An 18,062-nucleotide genomic window follows, 5' to 3' on the forward strand; every position below is an offset into this window, starting at 1 on the left:
ACGTCAACCTCGCAATGTCTTGCCGGTATCGGTAGAAAACAGATGGGCCTGCGACAGGTCCAGGCTCATTTTCACCCGGTCGCCGGCCCTGAGCGGTTTCGGATTGAGCATACGGGATACCCAGTCACTGCCGTTGAATTCGGCGAACACCAGCGTCTCGTTGCCGAGCGGCTCGGTGACGGTCACCGGCAACTCTAACTGGTGGACATCGGCGTCCTCGCCGGAACTGATGCCGTGTCCCGTCGGATAGATATCGTCGGGTCTCAAGCCGAACACCACCTTGTCGCCGGTTCCGACATTGGCTTTGAACTGGCTGGGCAGGGGCAGTCTCTCGCCACTGGCGAACAGCAGCTGTCCGTCGTCAATCGCTGCCTCATGCAGATTCATCGGCGGCGAGCCGATGAAGCCGGCCACGAAGCGCGTCTGCGGCCGGCGGAAGACCTCGTCGGGGGTGCCGACCTGCTCGATGAAACCGTCGCGCATGATGACGATACGGTCGGCGAGCGTCATCGCCTCGACCTGGTCATGGGTGACGTAGATCACCGTCGATTTGACCTTGGCGTGCAGCTTCTTGATCTCGGTGCGCATCTGCGTTCGAAGCTTGGCGTCGAGATTGGAAAGCGGCTCGTCGAACAGGAAGACGTCGGGATCGCGCACGATGGCGCGACCCATGGCGACGCGTTGGCGCTGTCCGCCCGACAGTTGTGACGGCCGGCGGTCGAGCAGTTGGTCGAGACCGAGAATACCCGATGCCTCGGCGACACGGCGATCCATTTCCTCTTTCGAGGCGCCCGCGATCTTGAGCGAGAAGCCGAGGTTTTCGCGCACCGTCATGTGCGGATAGAGCGCATAGGACTGGAACACCATCGAGATGTTGCGCGAACGCGGCGGCAGATCGTTGACCATGCGGCCGCCGATCTCGATGACGCCGTCGCTGATGTCCTCGAGGCCGGCGATCATGCGTAGGGTTGTCGACTTGCCGCAGCCGGACGGACCGACCAGCGCGATGAACTCGCGGTCGGCGACCTCGAGGTCGATGCCGTGCACGACCGCCACTGGGCCGTAGCTTTTGGTGAGTTTCTTCAGGGATACGGTTGCCATGTCAGCCTTTCACCGCGCCGGAGGTGAGACCGCCGACGAGATGTTTCTGGACGATGAAGGTAAGCGTGAGCGCCGGTATGATCATCACGACGGCCAGCGCGCACATGCCGCGCCAGTCGATGGTGAACTCGGCCGTATAGTCGAGCAGGCCGACCGGCAGCGTCTTGGAGTTGATCGAGCGCGTCAGCTGCGAGGCCAGCGCGAACTCGTTCCACGAGGTGAGGAAGGCAAAGATGCCGGCCGAGGCGATGCCAGGCCCGGCAAGCGGAAACTCGACCTGCCAGAAGGCCTGCCAGCGCGTGCAGCCATCGATCTGCGCGGCCTCGGCGAGATCTTTCGGCACCTGGCGGAAAAAGCCGTCGATCAGCCAGATGGTGAAGGGCACGTTGAGTGCGACATAGACCAGGATCAGGCCGAAATGCGTGTCGATTATGCCGAGCCGTGCAAAGACGAAGAACAGCGGCAGCGACAGCGCGATGCCGGGCACCGTGCGCGTCAGCATCAGGCCGAGGAACATCGCCGACTTGGCGCGGAAGCGATAGCGGGCAAAGGCGTAGCCGCCGGCCATGCCAATGGCGATGGCGATCACCGTCGAGGTCACCGAGACGATCAGCGAATTGCGGAAATAGTCGAGCACCGGGATGCCGCCCTTGCCGATGCCGCTGAACATGGCGACGTAGGCGTCGAGCGAAAGCTCCTGCGGGATCCACACCGGCGGCTTGGCCATGATCTCGACGGTCGGCCGCAGCGACGACAGCACGATCCAGATGCCGGGCAGGCAGATGACCAGCATGGCAAGGAACAATCCGACGCCGTGAGCGATGCCGAGCGCCTTGTTGCGGACGCGATGCAGGCTGTTCTGGTCCATCCTCACCACTCCGCCGCGATCTGCGTGCGCGCCGCGGCAAGCTTGCGGTAGAAATAGACGGTGAACAGGATCGACAGCAGGATCGAGAAATAGGCCATGGCGTTGGCCATGCCCATCCTGGCGTCGCTGTAGGCGGTGCGGGCGACGAGCGTCCAGACGAGTTCGGTGCGGCCGGCGGGACCGCCGTCGGTCATGATCTTGACGATGTCATAGGCGCGCGCCACGTCGAGCGAGCGGATGGTCATGGCGATGGAAGCAAACGGCATGATGAAAGGCCAGGTGACATAACGAAATGTCTGCCACGGCGTACAGCCGTCGACGCGGGCTGCCTCGACCGGCTCGCGCGGCATCGCCAGCAATCCGGCAAGGATCAGGATCGCAAACACCGAAGTCGACGACCAGATTTCGGCGGTGAGGATGGCGATGAAGGCGAGATTGCCGTCGATCAGCCACGGGATGGCGCGGTCGGTCAGGCCGAGCGCCTGCAAGGCGTTGTTCACCAGGCCGATATTGTCGTTGAACATGAATTTGAACTGGAAGCCGACCAGGATCGGCGAAAACATCATCGGGAACATCATGATGGTGCGCAGCACCCGTTGCCCGCGCGACGCCTTCTCCACCAGCAGCGCCAGCCCCAGCCCGATCAGCATTTCCAGATTGAGCGCGACCGTCAGCAGCACCACGGTGCGGGCGAAGGCGATCCAGAAATCCCCGTTGCTCAGGATGTTGATGTAGTTGCGCGCGCCGATGAAGACCCAGAGTGTCTCCGGCTTGGTCAGCCGGAACGGCGTGAAGCTGGAGTAGAGCGAAAGCAGCAGCGGCAAGACCACCACCGCCGCCAGTACGATGATCGCCGGAAGCAGGAGCAGCAACGGCGGCGAGGGTCTCCAGCCTTTCATGTCGATCCGGTTCTGGTTGGTGCCCGGACACCGAAGGCCGTTATCGGCGAGCTCGGATCAAGACAAAGCGTGTTGCGCATGGTCGGTCTAGAAACGGGTCGGGGGCGCCGCTCTTCGATAAGCGCAGCGCCCCGTGGAAAGATGTCAAAGCTTGCCGGCGTCTTCGAGGATCTGGGTGGCCTTGGCGGCAGCGTCGTCCAGAGCCTGCTTGGAGGTCTTGTCGCCGAGGATGGCCGCCTGCAACTCGGGATAGACCGCGTTGGAGATTTCGATCCATTCAGGCGTCTGCGGCACGGCGAAAGCGTGCTTTGCCTGTTCCTGGAAAGCGGCCAGCACTTCCGTCTTGTAAGGATCGCCGGCCGCTTGCTGGATGTCCCAGTCCCACACCGCGGTGCGGGTCGGCAGTGGTCCGCTTGCAGCTTCAAGTTTCTGGCTGTCCTCGTTGGTCAGGAACCAGACCAAAGATGCCGCGGCTTCTTTGCTGGCGCAGTTTTCGGTGACTGAAAATCCATGATGCCCCGACCAGCCGGTGCGAATGCCGGCCGAACCCTTCGGCGCCACCTTCACCCCGACATTGCCGGCGACCTTCGACGACTTCGGATCGTTGAAGAACCCTGCCCAGCCCGGCCAGTCGAGATTGATGGCGACGGTGCCCGAGGCAAAGCCCTGGCCAAGATCGTCCCAGAGATAATTGGTGGTGCCGGCCGGCACCGCCTTGGCCTTGTAGAGATTGACGAACCAGTCGAGCGCCTGCACGCCGGCCTCCGAGTTGAAGGCGGGCTTGCCGTCCTTGTCGAGATACTCGCCCCCCTCGGCGATGAGCATCTCGTAGAAGCGGCCGTTGATCGCCTCTTCCTTGCCAGCGAACTGGGTGCCGTAGAAATCCGGCGGGCTGGCGAAGAATTCCGCCTGCTGGGCGACTTCGTCCCAGGTGTCGGGCGGCACCAGTTCCGCGCCATACTTGGCCTTGTAGGCGGCCTTCTTGGCCTCGTCCTGATAAAGGCTTTTCTGGTAGTAGAGCGCGGAGACGTCGAACTGCGCACGCGGCAGCATCGCCAGCTTTCCGTCGAGCGTCGAGGCCTTGATCGTCGACGGCACGAAGGCGGCGACTTCCTCCTTGGGCAGCAGCGCGTTGAGATCGGTGTAGATGTCAGGATATTGCGGCGCGAAGGACGAATGGTTCGAGCCGACGCACCAGTTGATGCTGCCGGACGCGATGTCCGACTTGATTTCCTTGTCGAGTTCGAAGTGGTTCTTCTTCGAGATCACGTTGACCTTGGCGCCGGTCAGCTTTTCCCATTCGCCGATGCGCGCGTAGAGCCCTTCATATTGCTGGCCGCCAATCAGCTTGGCGTCGATGGTGACGCCGTCGAACTTGCCGGGCAGTTCGGCAGCAAAAGCAGCGCCCGCGCCAAGCGCAAGCAGCGCCACGCCGGCCGACAGGCCGTAAAACAGTCTGGTCATTTGGTTCCTCCCAACGGCGTGCGATGGCGACCCATATCCAGGACCCGATCTGCGCGCTTCATTCATATACAAACAAAACATTTATGCGGTCGTCAAGTTGAAAGTTCTTTCCGGATGCTGGCCATTGTGCGTATATGAAAGCTGAAATTCACTGGGGAGCGATTATGGCGGAGGACGAGGACGATGACCGATATCGTGCCCCGGCGCTGGACAAGGGGCTCGACATTCTCGAGCTTCTGGCCGGCGTCGACGGTGGCCTGACGCAAGCGGAAATCGCCAAGAAGCTCGACCGCAGCCCCAACGAGTTCTACCGCATGCTGGACCGGCTGGTGCGACGGGGCTACGTCGCGCGGCCCGACGGCGATCGTTATTCGCTGACGCTCAAGCTGTTTGGCCTGGCGCAGTTGCACGCGCCGGTGCGACGGCTGGTTTCCTACGCGACGCCGCTGATGCGCGAGCTTGCCGAAACCTCGCAGCAGGCAAACCAGCTCGTCGTCTTCGACCGCGGTTCCGCGGTAGTGATCGCGCAGCAGGAGGCGCCGGACTATTGGGGCATCTCGATCCGCGTCGGCTCGCATATCAGCCTGTTCGATACCGGATCGGGACATGTGCTGCTGGCCTTCCACTCGCCGGAAGAGCGGCAGATGATGATCTCCGAACATCTGCGCAGCACCGACAGGCCGCCTCAGTCACCGGAGTTCTTTGCCCGCCTCGACCAAGTCCGCGAGCGCGGCTATGAGATGATGGCGTCGCTGCAGACCGCCGGCGTGTTCAATCTGACGGCACCCGTTCTTGGCTCTGACGGCAGGGCAATCGCGGCGCTGTCGATCCCCTATATAACGCTGGTCAATGCCCCAAAGGCGCCCGACATCACTAGGACAATCGAATTGCTGCGGGCGGCGAGCGAAAAACTCTCGCAACTGGCGGGATCGGCCGTCAACTCGAAGTGAATTCTTATTTGAATGAAGAATTTCTCCGTGAGATGATCCTGAAACGCCAGAGGAGGAGCGCGCCGATGATCTTCGATACCCATCTGCACCTGATCGACCAGTCGGCGCTGCGCTACCCCTGGCTCTCCGGTGTGCCGGCGCTCAATCGCGACTTTTCCCACGACGAATATGCAGTCCAGGCTCGCCGCGCCGGCATAGAGGGCGCATTCCACATGGAGGTCGATGTCGAACCCGCCGACATCGAGGCCGAAACCGGCCACGTGAAGGCGCTGTCACAACAGAGGGGTAGTCTGTTGCGCGGCGCAATCGCCTCCTGCCGACCGGAAGAACCGGGCTTTGCCGCCTACCTGGAGGCGCAGCGCGCCGATCCCTTCGTCAAGGGTTTCCGGCGTGTGTTGCACGTCATGCCGGACGAGCTGTCGGAAGGCGCACTGTTCCGGGAGAACATCAAGCGGCTTGCCGGCACCGGCCTGACCTTCGATCTCGTCGTTCTGCCGCATCAAATCCCAAGAGCGATCGCACTCGCCGATCTCGCGCCGGATGTGCAGTTCGTGCTCGACCATTGCGGCGTGCCCGACATCAAAGGGGATGGTGAGCACCCATGGCGCGAGCATATGACGGAGATCGCGCGGCGTCCGAACGTCGTCGGCAAGATCTCCGGCGTGGTCGCCTATGCGGATGCCGGTTCATGGACCGTCGATACCCTGCGCCCCTATGTCGAGTACACCATCAAATGCTTCGGCTGGGACCGCGTCGTGTGGGGCAGCGACTGGCCGGTCTGCACGCTTGGCGGCGGGCTGGCGACCTGGGTTGCAGCGACGCATGCGCTGCTTGGCGGCGCAAGCGCCGAGGAACGGCAAAAGCTGCTCTCCGCCAACGCGAAGCGGCTGTGGAGTTTGTAGAAGAGTTAGCGGGCTCTGCCTCAGATTGTCGCCGATACGTGCCGCTCGCGACCGTAAAGCGAAACCAGCAGCACGATGACCAGACCAAGTGCAGCCTGCATGGTTGAGGGCCGGAAGCCAAGGCCGATCAGCAGCGTGTTGATCTCCGTCAGCACCAGCACGCCGGCGATGGTGCCGAAATAATTGCCGCGGCCGCCGACAAGGGCGGCGCCCCCGACCACGACCGCCGCGATGGTCTGGAACAGATAGGGCTGGCCGACATCGCCATAGGCCGAACCGGTGAAGCCGAGCAGCAGCACGCCAGCCGCGGCAGCAAAGAAAGCGCTTGCCGCGTAGGTCACCGTCCACATGCGGACCGGATCGATCAGCGCCAGCGGGGCTGCACCGGGGTTGCTGCCAAGCGCGTAAAGGCGGCGGCCGTAGGCCGTGCGCGCCAGCACCAGCGCCACCAGCAAGGTCAGCACCGCGACGCAGGGCACCAGCGCCGGCACCGGCAGCGGTCCGACCGAACCGCCGATCGAGACGAAGGCGGAAACAGCTGCAGGCGCCGATCCGGATGGAAAGCCGCCGGTCCACAACAGCACGGCGCCTTGCACGATCATGCCAACGCCAAGCGTGACGATCAGCGGGTGGATGTCGAGCCCGCGCGAGATCAGGCCGTTCAGCGCCCCGATCAGCACGGCGAGCACGCCAACGATCACGCAGACAAGGGCAAAATTCCAGCCGGCGCCGTAGAGCTGTGCCGCAACGACATTTGCGAAGCCGATAATGAAGGGGATCGACAGGTCGATGCCGCCTAGAATGACGACGAGGGTCTGGCCGATCGATGCCACCGCCAGCAGCGAAGCGATGACCAGCAGCGCGCGGATGGCGAACGGCGCGGAATAGCCCGGGATGAGCAGCGTGCCGACAATCTGCAAGGCGGCAGCGACCGCAAAGGCGCCTGCGACGCGGGCATTGGTGGACTGAAACCAGGTCTGGCTCATGCTTCTCAGCCTTTCCGTCCGGAGAGCCGTTCCTGCAGCGCCGTCATGATGACCGCTACAACCAGAATGACGCCATAGGCGATCTGCAGCACATAGGTGGAGACGTTGAAGGCGGTCAGCACGCTCTGCAGCAGGAAGATATCGATGGCGCCAATCGCGGCGCCCAGAAGACCGCCGCGCCCGCCGGCAAGGCTGACGCCGCCGAGCGCCACCGCCGCGATCGCGATCAGCGTGTAGGTTGGTCCGATGTTGGGATCGGCCGAACCGATCAGCGCCGTCAGCATCAAGCCCGCGCAGGCGGCGAGAATGCCGGTCATGACATAGGCGATGAAACGGACTTTGGTGACCGGAACGCCGGCCGTGTAAGCGGCGCGGTCATCGCTGCCCACCGCCATCAGCTGGTCGTAGTAGGGGGTCTGCCGCACCAGCCACCAGAACAGGAAGATCAGCGCCAGCGGCAGTGCCGACCACGGGCCGGCCATCGCCTTCAGCCAGACTGGCGCCGGGCCGATCGGCGCCGGCAGGATAGTCAGCGTCATCCCGGTCAGGATCAGATAGGTGCCAAGCGTCGCGACGATCGGCTGGATGCGAACGACGGTCGCCAGAAAGCCGTTGGCCGCGCCGACGATCGCGCCGATCAAAAGCGCTGCCGGCACGATGACCAGCGGCGAAGATATGCCGAGCTTGAGAAACAGCAGCTGGATGACGATCGCATTGACGAAGCCCATCAGCGGCCCGACGGAAATGTCGATGCCGCCACGCCCGGCCAGGATCACCGGAGCCGAGGCAAGTGCTGCGCCGATCAACGGTGCGGCGAGCCCGATCAGCGCGCCCCAGGCGGAAGGATGGAAGCGTGACGGATTGAGCAGCAGATTGACCGCGATCAGGATGACCAGCAGCACCGTCGCAAAACCCGCGCCGCGCCATCGCTCCGCCATGCGCCGAAACCCGCTCATGCCGCGCGTCCGAACATGGCGGCGATCACCGTATCGCTTTTCATCTCGTTTCCGGTGATTTCAGCCGCCACCTGCTGTTCGCGGAAAACCAGCACGCGATGGCAAAGCAGGAGGATCTCCTCGATCTCGCTCGACAGAATGACCAGAGCCATGCCGTCCGCCGCGAGTCCCCGGAAGACATCGTAGAGGACATGGCGCGTCGCCACGTCGACACCGCGCGTCGGGTCGTTGAGGAGCAGGATCGCCGGCTCCAGCGCCAGTGCCCTGGCCAGCAGCACCTTCTGCTGGTTGCCGCCGGAAAGCGTGGTGATCGAGGCATCCGGCCGTGGCGCGACGATGGAGAGTTTTTCGCGGTAGGCCTCGTAGCGCCGCCGCCGTGCTGCGAAGCTGAGCAGGCCGAAACGCATGTCACGCGACAATGTCGAGACGGCAAAATTATCAAGCACCGATTGGGTCGGGAAGATGCCGGTGGAGCGCCGGTCGCGCGGCAAATAGGCGATGCCGCTGGCGACCGCCTTGCGGAAGCTGGTGATCGCGCGGGCTTCGATGGTCACATCGCCGGCGGCCGGCCGTTCCAGCCCGGCCAGCACTTTCAGGAACCGCTCTTGTCCATGGCCGTCGAGGCCGGCAAGACCGACAATCTCGCCCGGCGCAATGGCTTGTGTCACGGGGCTTGCGCCCGGCGCGATCACCAGGCTGCGCACCGAAAGGGTAGCGCGATCAGCCATGCGCCAGCTCCGCCGCCGTGCGTGGCGCCATCGCCTTGAGAAGCTCGGAGGCGGTGGACGTGCCGCGTTCCTCGGTCGTCACCACGCTGCCGCCGCGCAGGACGGAAATCCGATCGGAAAGCGTCATCACCTCGTCCATGCGATGGGTGATGAACAGGATCAGGCAACCTTCGGAGGCAAGCTTGCGCATCATGGCGAAAACCGCCTCGCGGTCGGCGAAGTCGAGCGCCGCCGTCACCTCGTCGAGAATGAGAATGCGCGGGTTGCGAACCACGGCGCGGGCAAGCACCACAAGCTGCTGAACGGCCAGCGGCAATTGCCCGGCCAACTGGTCGAGCGGGATCTCGGTAACCGCGAATTGTTTCAGCACCGCTTGCGCGCGCTGGTGCCGCTCGGCGCGCGGCACGGTGCGCGTCAGTAAGCCATCGAGGCCGAGCAGGATGTTGTCCGTCACTGAACGGTCAGGTGCGATCAGCACTTCCTGGAACACGGTGGCGAAACCGGCGGCCTGGAACGCCGCCGGTCCGAAGCCGGCAAAGGGCGACCCATTGAGCAGGATCGTGCCGCTGTCCGGCTGGACAATTCCCGACAGCAGCTTGACCAGGGTGCTCTTGCCCGAACCGTTCTCGCCCAGGATGGTGTGGATCGTGCCGGCGCGGAACGCGATGGAGGCATTCGCGAGAGCGACCGTTTCGCCATAGCGTTTCGAGACACCCTGGACTTCCAGCATGAGGGATTCCTGATAGGGAAAAGCCGGCTCTGCCTGAGCGGAGCCGGCGTTCATGAGCTTACTTGGCGCAGGCGTCCGGCACCTTCGAATAATCCCAGCCCTTGGTCGGCGCGGGATTGGCGAAATAGGCATCGAGCCATTCTTCCGGCATCGGATCCTCCGGCGGAACCGGGAAGATCGAGACTGCGTCCGCCGTCATACAGTCCTTGTACCAGGTGCCCAGGTCGGCGTTGTGGACCGGCGGAATCGGGATCAGCAGCGTGTTGAGCTTCGGCTTTTGCCCGTCGAGCATACGCGCCCCAATGCGGAACAATGTCTCGGCGGTCCAGTGCGGCAGAACCGCATGGCCTTCGAAGCGATATTTGTCCGGATTGGCTTTCCAGTAGCCGAGCGCGTCGCCGGTGATCGAGCCGGTGATGAGCGGGGCAGGGCGGCCGGCCTCGGCAAAGGCCTCGGCGACGACGCGGCTTTCGCTGCCCGTCGTCCACACCGCATCGATCGGCGCCGGATTGGTGGCGATCGCCTGCAATACCGTCGTCTTGGTGACATTGGCCGTCCAGTTGCCGTTGACGCTGCGCGAGACCTTGAGCTTGGGGTTCTCGGCCAGCGCCTTGTCGGCGCCCTGACGCTCCTGCACGACGATCGGATGACCTGCGATGCCTTCGACCAGAAGTATGCTGCCGCCACCCGGTATTGCCTTGCCGATCGCCGTCATCATGTCGTAGCCCCAGCGGGCATAGTTGGAATCGACGTTGATGGCATTCGGGCTGGTCACCGACCCAGCCGCCGTGATGAAGGGAATGCCGGCCTTTGCGGCGGCATCGATGGCATCATCCAGCGCCGTCGCCGAGCCGGGGATCGAGGTGATGATCGAACATTTCTTATCGATGAAGGCGCGGATCTGGTTGATCTGCTGGCTGGCATCGTTGTTGGAGTCCGACACTTCGAAGCTCGCCACCGTGCCGTCGGCGATCAGTCCGTCGACAAGCCGCTTCAACTCCTTGGTGACGGTGACCCGCCACGGATTGCCCTGGTAGGATTCCGAGTGGCACCATTTCCACGGCTTCGCCGGCGGCGTGAAATTGTCCCACGCCGATGGCAGGATCTTCTGCGGCGCGCCGTCATATTGCGCCTTCAGTTCAGTTGGCAGTCCAGCGATCACGCCCGAAACGTCCTGGGCGCAGGCAATTGTCGTGATCGATGCAAGGGCGGTCGCAGCCATAAGGCCGCGGATCAGGCTGTTCATAGTCTCCTCCATTCGTTGTTTCAGGCTCCTCCACCGGCAGTGCCGGACACCCGTGCCGGGAAACTCTCCAGAAACAGGCGATTAAGATCGGCGACGACGCGGCCGGCATCGTGCTTTTCGGTCAGGCCGAGATTGATGCGATCGGACGCCGCCTGCTGGAAGGCCATGTAGCCATCGTGGCGTGGCCTGACCCAGGCGCCTTCGAGTGTGGCGCGCGTATCCTTGTAGAAATTGCCGGCGGCTGCATTGACGGCGGCATCGTCCCAGGCTGCGGCGTGGCCAGGCTGGCCGCCGGCCAAAGCATAGGGGCCGCGCTGCACGTCACCGCTGGCGATCCAGTAAGCGAAGTCGATGGCCGCCTGCTTGGCCTTCGAAAAGGCCGACACGGCGATGCCGGTGCCGCCGAGCGCCGAGCCGACCGGATCGGCATTGCCCGCAGCCGGGATGTCCGCGAAGGCAAGGCGGTTGGTCCGGAATCCGGCAATGGCATAGGAGACATAGCCATAGATCAGCGGCGCGCAGGCGATCCGCGAGCCGGACCTGGCCATTTCCTCCAGGACGTCGATCGGGTCCATGCCGAGGCAGGCCGGGTCTACGAGAGCCGCGATCTCGCGCATCATCTCGAAAACGCGGCTGCCCACATCAGCGTTTACGTGAGCGCCAGGCTCCTCGACGGCGGGCCGGCCGAGATTGCCGGCAAGCGTGTAGAACACCATCAGCGAATGCGGCGGCCTGAGCGGCAACAGCATGTGGCCTTGCCGCGCCAGATCGAGCATTTCGCTCCAGCTCGCCGGCTGAGCGGAAAGCATATCAGGCCGCCACGCTTGCACCTGGCTCGCCGTATCGATCGGAAACGCCCACTGCCGGCCTTGCCAGTTGTAGCTCGGATAGGACCGACCGACGCTGCCCGCCGCCAGCGTCGCACGTTCCGCTTCGCGGCCCGCGACGTCGAGCGGCGCCAGGCAATTCTCGGCGGTGATCTGGCCGACATGCGGATGATCGATGACGATCAAATCATAGGCACGGGCCAGTTCCTCGACCGGGAAGGATTCGAAATCCTGCAGCGAGCGCTTGTCCCATTCGATAGTAACGCCAGTCCGCTGCTTCCACAGTGCCGAACAGGCGACCATCGGGTCGTAGCCGCGCGGATGGCTCCAGGTCATGCCTTTGAGCCTCACGTCGCTCACAGCCCGAACTCCTTGCGGATCTTTGCGCTGTGCTCGCCGATGCGTGGCGCGGCGCGCTCGACCTTCGCACGCACACCATCGACCCGGAGCGGCGAGCGCGTGGTGAGGATCGAGACGTCATCCTCGCGCGTCACCGTCTGCAGCATGTCGAGAACCTGGAAGCCTTCGCTTGCCATCATTTCCGGCCAGCTCAACACCTTGGCGCACCAGATATCGGCAGGCTCGAGGATGGCAAGCCACTCGTCGACCGTCTTCGTCGCGATTTTTTGCGCGATGATCGCCTTGATCTCGTCGCGGGCGGTGAACCATGTCGACGGCTGGTCGCGGTAGGGCGCAAGCTCTTCGAGCCCCAGAAGATCGGCCAGCTTCGGGATCGGCGTCATGGCGATCGCCAGATAACCGTCCTTGGCCGGATAGACGCCGTAAGGCGCCGATAGATAGGCATGGGCGCTGCGGAAGGCCGATCGCCGCGGCAGGCGGCGCCCGTCATTGAGATGCGTGGTCAGCACCTCGAACTGGAAGTCGACCAGCGCTTCGAGCAGGCTGGTCTCGACATGGCTGCCCGTGCCGGTCACGCCGCGCCGCACCAGTGCGGCAAGAATTCCTTGCGCGGCGGCGGAGCCCGCCAGCATGTCGGCAATTGCCAGGCCGAAAGGCACCGGTCCCTGGTCCTCGTCGCCGTTGAGCCACATCACGCCCGAGCGTGCCTGCGCCAGCAGATCCTGACCGGGCCGCTTGACCCAGGGACCTTCCTCGCCATAGCCGCTGATCGACGCATAGACTAGGCGCGGGTTGATCTTGCGCACCGCCTCAAAGTCGAGGCCCAGGCGCTCAATGACACCTGGCCGAAAATTCTGGATCAGCACGTCGGCCTTGGCCAGCAGGCCGCGTAGCGCCGCAAGGTCGGCCGCGTCCTTGAGGTCGATGGCAAGACTTTCCTTGGCCCGGTTGATGGCATGGAAGATGGTGGAATCGCCACCGATCTCGGTGTCGCTGAGATAAAGCCGGCGCGACAGGTCACCGCCGTCCGGCCGCTCGATCTTGATGACACGGGCGCCGAGATCGATCAGTCGCAGCGAGCAGTAAGGCCCGGACAGGAACTGGCTCATGTCGACGACGACTAGGCCGGTCAGCGGCAATTCGGCGGCGGCGGCCATCGCCTATTTCTCTGTCTTGCCGGCGAAATCGGCCGGATTGCGGTATTTCACCGTCTGCAGGTGCTCGCAATAAAGTACGAGCTCTCCTTCACCCTTGAAGACTTCATAGCTGGCGCGGATCAGACCCATCTCTTTGTATTTGGGTTTCTTGTCGAGGTTGGAGCGGATCGAATAGATCGTGTCGCCGATGAACACCGGCTTGATGAAGCGCAGTTTGTCGTAGCCATAGGAGAAGGCGTTGACGCAATTGGTGGCGACGAGGCCGAGCCCGGCCGAGAACACGAAGGCGCCGGCGACCAGGCGCTTGCCGAATATGCCTTCCGTTTCGGCGAACATCTGGTCCTGCACGTAAGGGTGGATATCGAGCACCAGCGCGTTGAAAAGGTGGCTGTCGCCCTCGGCCATGGTCCTGCGCAGCGAACGGATTTTCTGGCCGACCGGCCAGTCCTCGTAGAACCAGTTCTCCGCGTTCCAGACCGGGAGATCGGCGTGGTCCTTCGGCATGTTGGCGGGATGTGTCGACGCCACGCCGACGGTCGGCGCGAAACCAGTCATGACGGTATCCGTTGGAAGCACGGATCATCCGTCCGGGCGCGCCGCGGGCCAGCAAATTGCATGATCGATCCTCCCGCAATCTTCTTTTGTGAATAGTATTTTCACATATGGGGTTGTGTTGCAAGCGTGAACAGGCGAAATTTTGCCCCAATCCGCGGCGGGCTACGCCGGCGGAACAAGGGAGGATTTGATGCAGAATGCCTGTCTGGTCTTCGTTGGCAGCCTCAACCGCGAGGCGCCGTATTTTCAGGGCGCGCGCGGCGTCGGGCTCAGCGTTTACAGTTTCGACGAGGAGACGCTGGAGACGCGGAAATTGGCCGAGACGGGTGACGTCGACAATCCGACCTTCCTGTCGGTGACGCCGGACGGCTCCCACATCTATGCCAACTCCGAAGTGTTCGCCTGGCGCGAGGGCGTGGTCTCGGCCTACCGCTTCGATAGGCAAACCGCCGCGCTGTCCTACATCAACAAGCAGCCGAGCCTTGGCAGCATCACGGCGCACAATACCATCACGCGCGACGGCACGAAGCTGCTGGTCGCCAATTACGGCATGGGCGAAGGCGGTCCCGATCGCTCGGTCGTTGTCTACGGACTACGCGAGGATGGTGGCCTGACCGCGCCGTTGTCGAGCGTCGCCCATGCCGGAACTGGCCCCGACACAGCTCGTCAGGAACGCCCCCATGCTCACAGCGTCACCGACACGGTTGCCGGCGGCGTGGCGATCGTCGCCGATCTCGGCATCGATCGGCTTTTCTCGTACCGCATCGGGCCTGACGGCAGCCTGACCAGACTGGCGGAGTCGGTGCTTGCCTCAGGCGCCGGCCCACGCCATGTGGCGCTGCATCCGGGCGGGCGCTTCGTGTTCGTCATGAACGAACTGGATTCAACGATAGTGTCGCTTGCGCTCGACGATGTGTCAGGAAGGCTCACCGTCATCGACACGAAGCCGGCCGTGTCGGCGGAGGCGCGCGACGGCAATCATTGCGCCGACATCCAGATCTCGCCCGACGGCCGCTTCCTCTACGGTTCCAACCGCGGCCATGACAGTATCGCGGTGTTTTCCGTCGACCAGCAAACAGGCGCGCTTGCGCTGGTCGATTACACGCCCTGTGGGGGCGCTACGCCGCGCAATCTGGCACTGACACCCTCGGGCCGCCACCTCTTCTCCGCCAACCAGAACGCCGACCGCATCTCGATTTTCGCGCGCGACATGGCCACCGGCCGGCTGGCCGACACCGGACGGTCCATCGATGTCGGCACGCCGATGTGCGTGAAGATCGTGCGCTGAAAGCCATCGATCTCCTTCTGGCCGCGAGGGCGCGCACGGTCCTGTGATTTCGGCTGAGCCATCGGCGTGGTAGCTTCCAGTCGTTCCGTTCCGGAGTTGTCATGCGTGCCAAGCTGCTAGAAATCACCCTTGCCATGTTGCTGTTGGTTGGCGGCCTTCCGGCCGGCCATGCGCAAGTGGCCGAGCGGCCGTCGCCTTCGGGTGGGGTTCTGTCGCTGCTTCCGCCTCCGCAGGTCTCCGATCATTCGATCGTGATCGCGGGACGTACGCTCAACTATCAGGCGAAGGCAGGCACTCTGTCATTGCTGTCCGGCAAGGGCGACGTCACCGCGGAAGTTTTTCATGTCGCCTATACGCTACGTCCCGAGCCGAGCCGGGAACCTGATCCCCAGCGCCCGATCACTTTCGTGTTCAACGGTGGTCCGGGAGCGGCTTCCGCCTATCTGCATCTCGGCGCGCTCGGTCCACGCGTGATGGCGACGGCGGCTAATGGAAGTTTTCTTCCATCGCCGCAGAGGCTTTTGGACAACCCGAACACATGGCTCGACATGACCGACCTGGTCTTTGTCGACCCGGTCGGAACGGGTTACAGCCGCGAAGCGCCCGGAACCGAGGCACGCAGCTTCTGGGGCGTCAACCAGGACGCCGCCTCGATGGGCGCCTTCATCCGGCTCTATCTGGCACAGGCCGGTCGCGCAGCGTCACCGGTGTTTCTTGCCGGCGAAAGCTATGGCGGGTTTCGGGCGGCACTGCTTGCCAAGACGCTTCAGGATGACATCGGCATCAGTCCTCGCGGCATCGTGCTCATCTCGCCGGCGCTCGAATTCACACTCGTGCGGCCCGACGAGTTCCAGCCGCTTCACTGGGCGCTTGAGCTCCCGTCGCTGGCGGCGGTGCGCCTGCGCAGCGAAGGCGTCACCGGTTCCGAGTTGCAGGAGCGGTTGGCCGATGTCGAACGCTATGCGCTTGGCGACTATCTCGTCGCGCTTGCCAGCGGGCTCGAAGAGGGTGGGCGCCTGGCGAGCCCGCGCGTGGCCGAAATCACCGGTCTGCCGCTTGAACTCGTCAAGCGAAACTTTGCACGCATTCCCACCGCACTCTTCGCCAGGGAGTTTGCACGGGCAAGGGGCAATGTTCTCAGCGCCTATGACGGCATGATCGAAACGGCGGACATCGCGCCGGAAAGCCTAAGATACAGCGGTCCTGATCCGGTCCTCGACCGAAGCGTGCCGGTGCTCACTTCCGCCTTTGTCAGCTATATGCGTGACGAATTGAAATTCCGCACCGATCTAAGTTACCGGCTCCTCAACCGTGAAGTCAGCGGCAATTGGGATTACGGGACGAGCCCGACGCGTCAGGGCTATGTCGGCGTGATGGATGACCTTCAGCAGGCGCGCGCGTTGAACCCCGGCCTCGGCGTTTTGATCGTCAACGGCTACACCGACCTGGTGACACCCTATTTGGTGTCACGCTATCTTGTCGGCCAGATTCCTTCGCTTCCTGGCGCGAAGCCCATCCGCGTCGACCTGCTGGAAGGCGGCCACATGATGTATTTCAGGCCAGACAGCCGGCGTGCGCTGAGAGAGGCCGCGACCGAGCTTTACCAAGCGCCGAAGTGAAACGGTTTTGTGAAGCAATTTTTGCTTTCCAAATGTGAAAGACGCTTTGGCTGCCTTCGAACGATGCGTGCGGCCATGAACGCGGTTGTAGCCGGATAGTCGATCATCACCCGATGGTCTTCGTCTAACCGGGTGGATCCAGTCGCCATCACTACGTGTAGGCGCCGGCTTGAATGCAGGACGCCAACTCTTTTGAATGAGCACATTGACAAAAAATCATCGCCGCAATAATCCAATATATTGGATGCAATACGCAGCACGCGTTAGAACAAAGGCATGCCGGGTGCATGATGATCGTCGACAAGCCTGGACCTGAGGACACAAGCCAATGAACCTGGATCGCGTCATTACGGTCGTCGGGGCCCATGCCGAGGGCGAGGTGGGCCGGGTGATCACTGGCGGCGTCCTGCCGCCGCCGGGTGCTACGATGTTCGAGCGCATGGAGAATCTGGAACGCGAAAGCGCGTGGCTTCGCAACATGCTGCTGTTCGATCCACGCGGCAGCGTCAATGCAGCCGTCAACCTGATCACGCCGCCGATACGCGCCGACGCCGATATCGGCATGATCGTCATGGAGTCGGACTACTTCGTGCCGATGTCGGGCTCGAACCTGATCTGCACGGTCACGGTCGCCCTCGAGGCGGGCATGATCCCGATGCGCGGCGCTGAGACTATCGTCAGGGTGGACACGCCGGCCGGCCTGGTCGAGGTGACGGCGGATTGCAGTGGCGGCAAGTGCCGTCGCATCACGTTCCGCAACGTCCCGTCGTTCGTCATGCATCGCGACCGGATGGTCGACGTGCCCGGGATCGGATCGCTACGGGTCGATGTCGCCTATGGCGGCATGATCTACTGCATTGTCGATGCCGAGGACGTCGGCGTCACCCTGGCGCGCGACGAGGCGCGCGACCTGATCGAGCTCGGCGAACGCATCAAGGCGGCAGCGGCCGAACAGCTTCCCTCGATCCATCCGGAGAACCCGTCGATCAACACCGTCAACCAAACCGAGTTCGCCGGTCCGCTGCGGGTCGTCGACGGCGTGAAGACCTCGAAGAATGCCGTGGTCGTCTCTCCCGGTCGGCTCGACCGTTGCCCCTGCGGCACGGGAACCTCAGCGCGGATGGCCTTGCTGCATGCGCGCGGCGATCTCGCTGTGGGCGAGCGCTTCCGGCATACTTCGATTCTCGACACCGTCTTCGATTGCCGCATCGTTGAAACGGCGATGGCGGGCAATGTGCCCGCGGTGGTGACTGAGATCTCCGGGCGCGCCTGGCTGACCGGAGTGAGCCACTACGGGGTTGATCCGGAGGATCCATTTCCCGAGGGCTACCGCCTGTCGGACACCTGGTTCAGGTAGCCGCCGACAAAACTTTGCCGGCTAATCAGACTGCGCAAAACCCATCACGCAACGCGAACCGAACAGGCA

General features: G+C 63.4%; 17 protein-coding genes. 5 read left to right on the forward strand and 12 right to left on the reverse strand.

Annotation, left to right across the window (positions count from 1 at the left end; translation table 11 throughout):
* Window positions 1-3: 3 nt before the first annotated feature.
* The 4 genes from CIT25_RS06570 to CIT25_RS06585 all read right to left on the reverse strand — a co-directional run bounded on the left by CIT25_RS06570 (window position 4) and on the right by CIT25_RS06585 (window position 4,332).
* Window positions 4-1,101, reverse strand: coding sequence for an ABC transporter ATP-binding protein (locus CIT25_RS06570; protein ID WP_095483737.1), 1,098 nt, complete (start codon window positions 1,099-1,101; stop codon window positions 4-6).
* Between the two features lies 1 nt (window position 1,102).
* On the reverse strand, window positions 1,103-1,969 hold the full coding sequence (locus CIT25_RS06575) for a carbohydrate ABC transporter permease (protein WP_095483738.1): 867 nt from the start codon (window positions 1,967-1,969) through the stop codon (window positions 1,103-1,105).
* A 2-nt stretch (window positions 1,970-1,971) separates the two neighbouring features.
* Window positions 1,972-2,868: a carbohydrate ABC transporter permease gene (locus CIT25_RS06580; RefSeq protein WP_095483739.1), complete on the reverse strand. Its 897-nt coding sequence runs from the start codon at window positions 2,866-2,868 to the stop codon at window positions 1,972-1,974.
* A 144-nt stretch (window positions 2,869-3,012) separates the two neighbouring features.
* Window positions 3,013-4,332 carry a type 2 periplasmic-binding domain-containing protein gene (locus CIT25_RS06585; protein WP_095483740.1) on the reverse strand — a complete coding sequence of 440 codons (1,320 nt, stop codon included), beginning with the start codon at window positions 4,330-4,332 and terminating at the stop codon, window positions 3,013-3,015.
* Window positions 4,333-4,496: 164 nt separating this feature from the next.
* Between CIT25_RS06585 and CIT25_RS06590 the strand changes: the two genes are divergently transcribed.
* Both CIT25_RS06590 and CIT25_RS06595 read left to right on the forward strand, forming a co-directional pair.
* Window positions 4,497-5,282 carry an IclR family transcriptional regulator gene (locus CIT25_RS06590; RefSeq protein WP_095483741.1) on the forward strand — a complete coding sequence of 262 codons (786 nt, stop codon included), beginning with the start codon at window positions 4,497-4,499 and terminating at the stop codon, window positions 5,280-5,282.
* A gap of 65 nt (window positions 5,283-5,347) precedes the next feature.
* Window positions 5,348-6,184, forward strand: a complete 837-nt coding sequence (locus CIT25_RS06595) for an amidohydrolase family protein (protein WP_095483999.1) — start codon at window positions 5,348-5,350, stop codon at window positions 6,182-6,184.
* 20 nt (window positions 6,185-6,204) lie between these two features.
* Here the strand turns inward: CIT25_RS06595 and CIT25_RS06600 are convergent, their stop codons facing one another.
* From CIT25_RS06600 to CIT25_RS06635, 8 genes are read right to left on the reverse strand one after another with little or no spacing between them, the layout of a single operon-like run.
* Window positions 6,205-7,170 carry an ABC transporter permease gene (locus CIT25_RS06600; RefSeq protein WP_095483742.1) on the reverse strand — a complete coding sequence of 322 codons (966 nt, stop codon included), beginning with the start codon at window positions 7,168-7,170 and terminating at the stop codon, window positions 6,205-6,207.
* Window positions 7,171-7,175: 5 nt separating this feature from the next.
* Window positions 7,176-8,126 carry an ABC transporter permease gene (locus CIT25_RS06605; RefSeq protein ID WP_095483743.1) on the reverse strand — a complete coding sequence of 317 codons (951 nt, stop codon included), beginning with the start codon at window positions 8,124-8,126 and terminating at the stop codon, window positions 7,176-7,178.
* Window positions 8,123-8,854, reverse strand: a complete 732-nt coding sequence (locus CIT25_RS06610) for an ATP-binding cassette domain-containing protein (protein ID WP_095483744.1) — start codon at window positions 8,852-8,854, stop codon at window positions 8,123-8,125. The genes CIT25_RS06605 and CIT25_RS06610 overlap by 4 nt, the downstream gene beginning before the upstream one ends.
* Window positions 8,847-9,584, reverse strand: coding sequence for an ATP-binding cassette domain-containing protein (locus CIT25_RS06615; RefSeq protein ID WP_095484000.1), 738 nt, complete (start codon window positions 9,582-9,584; stop codon window positions 8,847-8,849). The genes CIT25_RS06610 and CIT25_RS06615 overlap by 8 nt, the downstream gene beginning before the upstream one ends.
* Before the next feature lie 58 nt (window positions 9,585-9,642).
* The gene (locus CIT25_RS06620; RefSeq protein WP_095483745.1) at window positions 9,643-10,830 is read right to left on the reverse strand and encodes an ABC transporter substrate-binding protein; all 1,188 of its coding nucleotides are present in this window, start codon (window positions 10,828-10,830) and stop codon (window positions 9,643-9,645) included.
* 20 nt (window positions 10,831-10,850) lie between these two features.
* A complete protein-coding gene (locus tag CIT25_RS06625; protein WP_095483746.1) occupies window positions 10,851-12,017 on the reverse strand; it encodes an ABC transporter substrate-binding protein in 1,167 nt (388 codons plus the stop codon).
* A complete protein-coding gene (locus tag CIT25_RS06630) occupies window positions 12,014-13,174 on the reverse strand; it encodes a CaiB/BaiF CoA transferase family protein (protein ID WP_095483747.1) in 1,161 nt (386 codons plus the stop codon). Before CIT25_RS06630 ends, CIT25_RS06625 begins: the two co-directional genes overlap by 4 nt.
* A 3-nt stretch (window positions 13,175-13,177) precedes the next feature.
* Window positions 13,178-13,729 carry a MaoC family dehydratase gene (locus tag CIT25_RS06635; protein ID WP_095484001.1) on the reverse strand — a complete coding sequence of 184 codons (552 nt, stop codon included), beginning with the start codon at window positions 13,727-13,729 and terminating at the stop codon, window positions 13,178-13,180.
* Between the two features lie 190 nt (window positions 13,730-13,919).
* On the opposite strand from CIT25_RS06635, the gene CIT25_RS06640 reads away from it, so the two are divergent.
* The 3 genes from CIT25_RS06640 to CIT25_RS06650 all read left to right on the forward strand — a co-directional run bounded on the left by CIT25_RS06640 (window position 13,920) and on the right by CIT25_RS06650 (window position 17,993).
* A complete protein-coding gene (locus CIT25_RS06640) occupies window positions 13,920-15,017 on the forward strand; it encodes a lactonase family protein (protein WP_095483748.1) in 1,098 nt (365 codons plus the stop codon).
* A gap of 101 nt (window positions 15,018-15,118) precedes the next feature.
* Complete coding sequence (locus CIT25_RS06645) at window positions 15,119-16,636, forward strand: S10 family peptidase (protein WP_095483749.1); 1,518 nt, start codon at window positions 15,119-15,121, stop codon at window positions 16,634-16,636.
* Between the two features lie 328 nt (window positions 16,637-16,964).
* Complete coding sequence (locus CIT25_RS06650; protein WP_095483750.1) at window positions 16,965-17,993, forward strand: proline racemase family protein; 1,029 nt, start codon at window positions 16,965-16,967, stop codon at window positions 17,991-17,993.
* The last annotated feature ends 69 nt before the right edge of the window (window positions 17,994-18,062 follow it).

This window comes from Mesorhizobium mediterraneum, assembly GCF_002284565.1.
GTDB lineage: Bacteria > Pseudomonadota > Alphaproteobacteria > Rhizobiales > Rhizobiaceae > Mesorhizobium > Mesorhizobium mediterraneum.